This window comes from Pseudomonas sp. (genome assembly GCF_037994325.1).
Lineage (GTDB): Bacteria > Pseudomonadota > Gammaproteobacteria > Pseudomonadales > Pseudomonadaceae > Aquipseudomonas.
The window spans coordinates 1-7,883 of the sequence record NZ_JBBNAH010000767.1 but is presented as its reverse complement, the minus strand read 5'-3'; the positions used below and the strand labels follow the sequence as shown (position 1 = coordinate 7,883).

The window sequence follows — 7,883 nt, the reverse complement described above, 5'->3', positions numbered from 1 at the left end:
GGCGGGGACCCAGGTACGCTGTTTTGAAGTCTGACTGTTACGCCGCAAACCCACCATCAATGGTCAAGTTGGCACCGGTGATGTAACCCGCTTCCGGCCCGGCCAGGTAGCTGACAAAGCTGGCGATCTCTTCCACCTGGCCATAACGGCCCAGCGACATGCCTTGCTTCAGCGACTCGGCAAAGTCGCCGCTGTCGGGGTTCATGTCGGTGTCTACCGGCCCCGGCTGCACGTTGTTGACGGTGATGCCACGGCCACCCAAATCGCGCGACAGACCCTTGGTAAAGCCGACGATGGCCGATTTGCTCATGGCGTAGATCGAGCCGCCGGCAAAGGGCATACGTTCGGCGTTGGTGCTGCCGATGGTGATGATGCGGCCGTTGTTACGCAGGTGACGCGCGGCCTCCTGGCTGGCGATGACCACGCTGCGCACGTTGATCGACAGGGTGCGGTCGATGTCTTCCATGCTCAGTTGTTCAATCGGTGCCACCGCCAGCACGCCTGCGTTGTTAACCAAAATATCCAGGCCGCCAAAGGCTTCTACGGCTTGGCCAATGGCGCCGCGAATGGCTTGTTCGTTGGCGCTGTCGGCGCGGATGGCGATGGCTTTGCCGCCGGCTGCTGCAATTTCGCTGACCAAGCCTTGAGCCGATTCAGCGCTCTGGCTGTAGGTGAAGGCCACGCTGGCGCCATCGCGGGCCAGACGTTTAACGATGGCCGCGCCGATACCGCGAGAACCGCCTTGGATAAAAGCCACTTTGCCGTTAAGGGATGCTTGAGTAGTCATGGTGTGTCTCCAGATTTAAGTAAGTAGGTAAGGGGTACGTCGTTTGTGTTGGGGCCAGTATCGGGATCGGATTAACTTCTGAATAGCTAGGAATCCGGATATGCTTTCGATCCAAACGGTATGGAATAGGCCATGGACACCCTTAACTGCATCGAATGTTTTATCCGCAGCGCCGAGGCGGGAAGTTTTGCCAACGCCGCACGGCGCCTGGGTTTGACCCCGGCTGCGGTGGGCAAAAATGTCGCGCGGTTGGAGGCAAGCCTGGATGTGCGGCTGTTCCAGCGTAGTACCCGCAAGCTCAGCCTGACGGAGGCGGGCGAGTATTTTCTCGCCGAGGCGGCGGGTGGCTTGAGCACCTTGCAGCTGGCGATGGGCAACCTGACTACCTTGAAAAGCCAGCCAGCCGGCACCTTGAAGGTGAGCATGGGCTTGTCGTTTGGGCGCGAATATATGGTGCCGCTGCTCGGCGAGTTTTTGCAGCGCTACCCAAGGGTGGTGCCGGACTGGCACTTCGATAACCGCCAGGTCGACTTGATTGCCGATGGCTTTGATGCAGCGGTAGGCGGCGGCTTTGACTTGCCGCAAGGCGTGGTCGCCCGCGAGCTGGCGCCGGCGCACCGGATTTTGCTGGCCTCTGCCAGTTATCTGCAACAGGCGCCCGCGCTGCGCTCGCCCGCCGATTTGCCGCAGCACGCCGGCATTTTTATTCGCTCGCCGCAAACCGGCCGCGTGCGTCCTTACCCGTTGCGCAACCGTGAAGGGCTATTGGCGCCTGTCGATATCCAGCCACGCATGACCTTAAGCGACCCCGAAGCCGCCTGCGCGGCGGCGCAGATTGGCCTGGGCATCGCCTTGGTCAGCGTTGCCCATGCCTTGCCGTATTTAGAGAAAGGAACCGTGCAACGTGTGCTGCCCGATTGGTATGTGGATACCGGCGCGACCACGCTGTACTTCGCCGGGCAAAAACTGCTGCCACAGAAGACCCGGGTGTTTGTCGATTTTGTTGTGGAGCAATTTAAGGCGTTGGGCTTGGAGAAGCGCTTGTCGGCGTTACACGGTCCCGCTTCGTAGGGTGTGCTGCGCGCACCATGGCGATATCCAGTCGATCGCTAGGGTGCCCATAGCACACCCGACAAGCGCTACACGTCTTGGATGCCGAGGATATCCCGCGCCACCGCTTCGGCTATGCGAATGCCATCTACGCCAGCGGACAAAATCCCGCCGGCATAACCAGCGCCTTCGCCAGCGGGAAACAAGCCGCGCACATTCAGGCTTTGCAGGTCTTCACCGCGGGTAATACGCAGCGGCGATGAGGTGCGGGTTTCGATGCCGGTAAGTACGGCGTCGTGCATGGCAAAACCTTTGATCTGCTTGTCGAACGCCGGCAATGCTTCGCGAATGGCTTCAATGGCAAAGGCGGGCAGGGCGTCGGCGAGGTCCATCAGGTTGATGCCGGGTTTATACGACGGCTCAACGCTGCCCAGGGCGGTGGAGGCTTTGCCGGCGATAAAGTCGCCGACCAGTTGCCCCGGTGCGTTGTAGTTGCGCCCGCCCATGACATAAGCGTGCGACTCCAAGCGTTCTTGCAACTCGACACCCGCCAGCGGGCTGCCGGGGTAGTCCACCTCCGGGGTAATGCCGACGACAATGCCGGAGTTGGCGTTGCGTTCGTTGCGCGAGTATTGGCTCATGCCATTGGTAACCACGCGCTCCGGTTCGGAGGTGGCGGCGACCACCGTACCGCCCGGGCACATGCAAAAGCTATAAACCGAGCGGCCATTTTTGGCGTGGTGCACCAGCTTGTAATCGGCTGCACCGATTTTCGGGTGGCCGGCGAATTTGCCCAGGCGCGCCTGGTCGATCAGCGATTGCGGGTGCTCAATACGGAAGCCCACCGAGAACGGTTTGGCCTCCATAAATACCTCACGGCTATGCAGCATACGGAAGGTGTCGCGGGCGCTGTGGCCGAGGGCGAGAATCACGTGGCGACTGTGGATCTGCTCGCCGCTGGCCAGGGTTACCCCGGTCAGTTGGCCGTTTTCAATCTGTACATCGGTCACCCGTTGTTCAAAGCGCACTTCGCCGCCCAGGGCGATGATTTGCTCGCGCATATCGGCCACCACGCCAGTCAGGCGGAAGGTGCCGATATGCGGTTTGTTGACGTACAAAATCTCTTCCGGCGCGCCGGCTTTAACGAACTCGTGCAGCACTTTGCGGCCGAGAAATTTCGGGTCTTTGATCTGGCTATACAGCTTGCCGTCGGAGAAGGTGCCGGCGCCGCCTTCACCAAACTGCACGTTGGATTCGGGGTTGAGCACGCTTTTGCGCCATAGCGCCCAGGTGTCTTTGGTGCGCTGGCGTACTTCTTTGCCGCGTTCGAGCACGATGGGTTTAAAGCCCATTTGTGCCAGCAGCAGGGCGGCAAAAATACCGCAGGGGCCAAAGCCAACCACCAAGGGGCGCTCGGCCAATTGCTCGGGCGCGTGGCCGACAAACTTATACGAGGTGTCCGGGGCGATAGCGATATGGCGGTCGTCGCTGAATTTTTTCAGCAAGGCTGCTTCGTCGCTGGCGGTGAAATCGATGGTGTAGATAAAGCACAGCTCGGCGGATTTTTTCCGCGCGTCGTAGCTGCGTTTAAACAAGGTGAAATCGAGCAATTCGCTATCGGCAATGCCCAGGCGTTGCACCAGGGCAGGGCGCAAGGCCTCGTCCGCGTGGTCGATAGGCAGCTTGAATTCGGTGATTCGTAACATGAGGGCAGTCCAGTATCAGGGCCGGAGGTAACCCGGCAGCTTGGCAAGGCGGCGATTATAGCCGCGAAAGCCCTTGGCCCTGAAATTGTCGCTGGTTCGGCGCACCTCGATCCCCGAATGACGGGGATCCTTTCAGCAACGCCGTCGTCCCTGCACAGGCAGGGACCCAGGTGCGCGGCCTACGCCTTGGCCACTGCCACGCGCCCGGTTTGCAGGATATACACCCCACCCAAAATTGCCGCCACCGCGACTAGGTCCAGCGCCTTCACTGGCTCATGGGCAAGAAAAACGCCAATCAGCAGGGCAATCACCGGCGGAATATAGGTCACCGCCGAGGCTTTCACGGCGCCCAACCGCTGCACGATAAAGTAGTACAGGATGTACGCCACACCGGTGCCCAGCAGCCCCAGACCCAAGGCCAAACCGAGCATGGCGCGGGTATCGGTGGTGATGCGTTCGATGCCGCTGAGGTCGGTTACCAGGGCAATCAACAGCAGCGCCGTACCAATCTGGTAAGTGCACAGCGCCAACGGGGTAATTGCCAAGCCGGTGAGAAAACGTTTGGCGTACACAAACGAGCAACCCACGCACAGTGAGCCGGCGACCATATACAGCACGCCTTCGATATTCAGCCCGGCGGCATCCCATGGCCGGGCGATTAGCAGCACGCCGGCAAAACCAAATAACACGCCCAGCGCCGTGCGGCGGTTAAGCGGTTCTTCGCGCAAAAACACAAAGGCGCAGGCAAAGGTAAACAGCGGAATCGCCCCGCTAAGCATGCCGGCCACGCTTGAGAGCAGCAGCGTGGCGCCCTTGGCGTAGGCGTAGTAGTAGAGCGAGGTCGCCAGTAGCGCCATGACTAGGAAATGGTGGGCGTGGCGCAGATGTGACCACCTCAGTGCACCGCGTGCCAGCGCCACCACCAGCAACGGCACAAAACCAAACAGCACCCGCAGCAAGACGATTTGTTCGGCGCTGATCAGCAGCGATGCCCATTTGGTAAAGATGAAATTGGTGCCCCAAATCAGCCCGAGCAGGGCGAAGGCGAGGTAGGCGATGTGCTTGATGGCGAACTTCATGGCGAGGTGTTCCGGCGGCGAGCGGGGCAATCTGAGTGGTTGATTGTCCGGGGCGCCGGTGCCGTGCTACAAGCTATTAAGAGTTCTCCATAAGATAGAAAAACTGCGCTATGAGCCAAATTCCCCCGCTAAAAGCCCTGCATTACTTCGATACTGCCATGCGCGAGAATAGTTTTTCTCTTGCTGCGCAGGAACTCTGTGTAACTCCCGGGGCGGTGGGGCAGCAGATTCGTAAGCTTGAGGAGTGGTTGGGCATCAGCCTATTCACCCGCCATATTCGCCAACTGCAACCGACTGCCGACGGCCTGGCGTATTGGGCGCGTATTCAACCGGCGTTGGCGCAGATCAGCAGTGCCAGCCGCCTGTTGCGCGACAGCCGCAGCAACGGTGTGTGGGTGAATATGCCGCCTAGTTTTGCCGCACGCTGGTTTGCTCGGCGTATGTCTGGCTTTGTCGCGCGTAATCCGGAGGTGGCTCTGCACCTCAATTCGTCCGCTGCTGTGGTCGACTTCAATGCCGAACCGGTGGACCTGGCCGTGCGTTACTTCGATGGCAACGACCCGGCGCTGGAAGCTCATCTGCTGTGCAACGACGACGCCCGCGTTTACTGCAGCCCCGAGTACGCCACGCGCCTGAACCTGCGCAGCAGCGCCGATGTAGGCAAGGCCACTTTGCTGCACAACACCCTGCACCCACATTGGGAAAACTGGCTGCAACGCTTTAGCGGCTTGTCGGCGAAAGCGCAGGCGGCGATTCCCGGTCTGTATTTCGACCAGTCGCTGGTCGCCATCGAGGCCGCCAGCCGCCATCAGGGGGTGCTGCTGACCAGCGCACTGTTAACCGAAGAGGAAGTGGCGGCGGGCAGCCTGATTGAAGCGTTTAGCGACCGCTTGCTGTTAAGCAAGGGCTATTACGTCGTCCACCCCCAGGGCGCCACCCTGCGCCCGGCGGTGCAGGCGCTTAAGCAGTGGCTAATCGACGAAGCTCAGGCCCGCACCTAGGGTGGGGCCGGTCCGCCCATTCTGCCGTCATTGGGACTGGGGAATAGTCTGCTGCTGCCGCTCCAAACGCTCCAGCCGCTCTAGTCGTTCTAGCTGCTCCGCGTTCTCCAACCGCTCACGCTTGCGCAAGGCTTCGTCGTACAGATCCTTTTTGTGCTGCAACTCGTCCTCGCGCATTTGCTCTTTCTTCTGCGCGCGGCGCGATTCTTCGCTATCTGGGATGCCAGTGACCGTCGTCGCCGAGGGTTTGTCCTCGGCGTCGGCTGGCGCGTCTTCTTCCGTTTGGGTTTGTTCGCTGTAGGGGATATTCAGCGCACCGCTGGGCGGAACGGGTTCAATGATTCGCGTGGTTTCCCCTGCGCCCTCAGGGCAGGGCACGGTGGCGTAGCTGGTGCTGCCATCGGGGGCGACGCATTTATACACTTGGGCCTGGGCGCAGACAGGCAATAGCAGTAGAGCGATTACGGCCAGTTTCAAAGTGCTTCCCTCACTTTGTCATTCGAAGCGCGCAGGCTAGCAGGCAATCTCCGGCTTCGAAATGCTGGCCCCGTTTTTTTGTAGGTGAACGAGCAGTGTTATGCCAACAAGCTCGCCCACGCCGAAGCCAGCAATAGAGCCGCCATGGCTCGATTGAAGCGCTGCATCTGCGCATCGCTATGGCAAAACTGGCTGAGGCCACGCCCCAGCGCCGCCCACACACCCAGGCAGGGCAGCGCGACCAAAAAGAACACCAATGCCAGCAGTGCCACGCGGCTGGTTTTATCCGCTGCGTGGGCGGCAAAAACGCTGACCACTGCCAAGGCCATCATCCAGGTTTTCGGGTTAACCACTTGTAGGCCCGCGGCGGCAGCCATGCTCAGGCGTTTGCCGGCTTGTTCACGAGCGTTGTCCAGGCCGACTGCGGGGCTGCGGAAAATCTGCCAGGCCAAGTAGCTCAGCCAGGCGATGCCGGCCCAGGCCATCAGTTGTTGTACCTGTGGCTGCTGGGCAAGCGCATCGCCCACGCCCAGCCCGACCACCAGCACCAATAGCGCAGCGGCAGCACAGGCGGCCAACACCAGGGGCAGCGCGGCAGCGAGACCAAAGCGCGCGCTGTTGCTCAGCACCAGCAGGTTGGTGGGGCCAGGGGTTATGGAGGCGACAAAGGCGAATAACAGAAATGGCAGCAGGTCCACGAGCAGGCTCCAATAGCGTTCAGGAGCCTGGATGGTTGCAGCGGCAGGGCGTTCAGTCTGGACGATTTGTGCAGCGCTTGCGGTAGTCCGCCGGGGTCAATTGATAGGCGCGGCGAAACCAGCGGCCGAGGTGGCTTTGGTCGGCAAAACCGAGGGCGCTGGCAACCTGCACCGGCGTTTCACCACGGGCCAGCAGGTGCCGGGCTTTGGCCAGGCGCAGTTGAATCAGGTAGGCGTGCGGCGCCATGCCAAAGGCGGCTTTAAAGGCGCGGGTCAGACGGAAGCGGTCGACGCCGCTGATACGCGCTAGATCATCCAGGCCGATATCGTCATGCCCATGGGCATGTAGATAGTCGCGGGCGCGCTGGGCCACCAGCGGCAGGCGTGGGTCGAGCAACTGCGGCTGGCGCCAGTGCAGGTGTGCGGTCATTTGTGCCAGCAGGCCGTCCAGCGCGGTTTGCCGAACGATGCGTAACTCGTTGCCGTGCAGTGCTTGGAACGCGAGCAGAGTGGCCTGCGCCAGCCGCGTATCACCGATCAAGGTTCGGGCAAAACCCGGCAGGCAACTGGCGGGCGCCTGCTCGAACAGCGCACGAACTTCGCGCTCCAGCCAGTGCGGGTCGAGGTACAGCATGGAATAGGTAAAGCCTTCGGCCGAGGGCGCAGTGCCGTCGTGGATCTCGCCGGGCTCGAGCATAAATACCTGGCCGGGCGTGCTGATATGGCGCTGCTGCCGGCAACTGAACTGCTGCACACCTTGTTCGGTAACACCGATCAGGTAGCTGTCGTGCCAATGTGGGTCGTAGGCATGGCCGCGGAAATGGGCACGGATGGTCTCGATGCCGGAGTCGGCGTCTTGGCTGAGATCAATCCAGTTGCTTGCGGGCATGGGCTGGGACCGGGAGAAAACGTGGGTCGGGGTAGTATGCCTTTGAGCGAAATTAAGGTCTGGAAGTTTTGTGCAGCCTTTGCCCTCAGCCCCAGCCAAGCGAGGTCGTTATCAGCCGCGCAAACTTCATTCCAGTCCCCTCGCCCCTGTGGGGAGAGGGCTAGGGTGAGGGGCAACTGCGCGCACACTTCTAGGG

General features: G+C 61.0%; 8 protein-coding genes. 2 read left to right on the top strand and 6 right to left on the bottom strand.

Translation table 11 applies throughout. The features are described 5' to 3' along the window. Positions 1-37 precede the first annotated feature (37 nt). A complete protein-coding gene (locus tag AAAB16_RS25740; protein WP_340665919.1) occupies positions 38-787 on the bottom strand; it encodes a 3-oxoacyl-ACP reductase family protein in 750 nt (249 codons plus the stop codon). 132 nt (positions 788-919) lie between these two features. On the opposite strand from AAAB16_RS25740, the gene AAAB16_RS25735 reads away from it, so the two are divergent. Further along, positions 920-1,858 carry a LysR substrate-binding domain-containing protein gene (locus tag AAAB16_RS25735; RefSeq protein WP_340665918.1) on the top strand — a complete coding sequence of 313 codons (939 nt, stop codon included), beginning with the start codon at positions 920-922 and terminating at the stop codon, positions 1,856-1,858. Between the two features lie 68 nt (positions 1,859-1,926). Here AAAB16_RS25735 and AAAB16_RS25730 read toward each other — a convergent pair whose 3' ends face one another. Both AAAB16_RS25730 and AAAB16_RS25725 read right to left on the bottom strand, forming a co-directional pair. Continuing rightward, a complete protein-coding gene (locus AAAB16_RS25730; protein ID WP_340665917.1) occupies positions 1,927-3,543 on the bottom strand; it encodes an NAD(P)/FAD-dependent oxidoreductase in 1,617 nt (538 codons plus the stop codon). Positions 3,544-3,722: 179 nt separating this feature from the next. Continuing rightward, on the bottom strand, positions 3,723-4,622 hold the full coding sequence (locus AAAB16_RS25725; RefSeq protein WP_340665916.1) for a DMT family transporter: 900 nt from the start codon (positions 4,620-4,622) through the stop codon (positions 3,723-3,725). 110 nt (positions 4,623-4,732) lie between these two features. Between AAAB16_RS25725 and AAAB16_RS25720 the strand changes: the two genes are divergently transcribed. Further along, on the top strand, positions 4,733-5,623 hold the full coding sequence (locus AAAB16_RS25720; protein WP_340665915.1) for a LysR substrate-binding domain-containing protein: 891 nt from the start codon (positions 4,733-4,735) through the stop codon (positions 5,621-5,623). 27 nt (positions 5,624-5,650) lie between these two features. On the opposite strand, the gene AAAB16_RS25715 is transcribed toward AAAB16_RS25720, so the two are convergent. From AAAB16_RS25715 to AAAB16_RS25705, 3 genes are all read right to left on the bottom strand, one after another. Beyond that, positions 5,651-6,100 carry a DUF4124 domain-containing protein gene (locus AAAB16_RS25715; protein ID WP_340665914.1) on the bottom strand — a complete coding sequence of 150 codons (450 nt, stop codon included), beginning with the start codon at positions 6,098-6,100 and terminating at the stop codon, positions 5,651-5,653. A 98-nt stretch (positions 6,101-6,198) separates the two neighbouring features. Then, on the bottom strand, positions 6,199-6,804 hold the full coding sequence (locus tag AAAB16_RS25710) for a LysE family translocator (protein ID WP_340665920.1): 606 nt from the start codon (positions 6,802-6,804) through the stop codon (positions 6,199-6,201). A 46-nt stretch (positions 6,805-6,850) separates the two neighbouring features. After that, positions 6,851-7,687 (bottom strand): AraC family transcriptional regulator, encoded by an 837-nt coding sequence (locus AAAB16_RS25705; protein ID WP_340665913.1) that lies wholly within the window; start codon positions 7,685-7,687, stop codon positions 6,851-6,853. Positions 7,688-7,883: the final 196 nt, after the last annotated feature.

Bases quoted from the DNA above. Each gene is read 5' to 3' on its own strand.
- AAAB16_RS25740 (WP_340665919.1), bottom strand. From the start codon at position 787: ATGACTACTCAAGCATCCCTTAACGGCAAAGTGGCTTTTATCCAAGGC.
- AAAB16_RS25735 (WP_340665918.1), top strand. From the start codon at position 920: ATGGACACCCTTAACTGCATCGAATGTTTTATCCGCAGCGCCGAGGCG.
- AAAB16_RS25730 (WP_340665917.1), bottom strand. From the start codon at position 3,543: ATGTTACGAATCACCGAATTCAAGCTGCCTATCGACCACGCGGACGAG.
- AAAB16_RS25725 (WP_340665916.1), bottom strand. From the start codon at position 4,622: ATGAAGTTCGCCATCAAGCACATCGCCTACCTCGCCTTCGCCCTGCTC.
- AAAB16_RS25720 (WP_340665915.1), top strand. From the start codon at position 4,733: ATGAGCCAAATTCCCCCGCTAAAAGCCCTGCATTACTTCGATACTGCC.
- AAAB16_RS25705 (WP_340665913.1), bottom strand. From the start codon at position 7,687: ATGCCCGCAAGCAACTGGATTGATCTCAGCCAAGACGCCGACTCCGGC.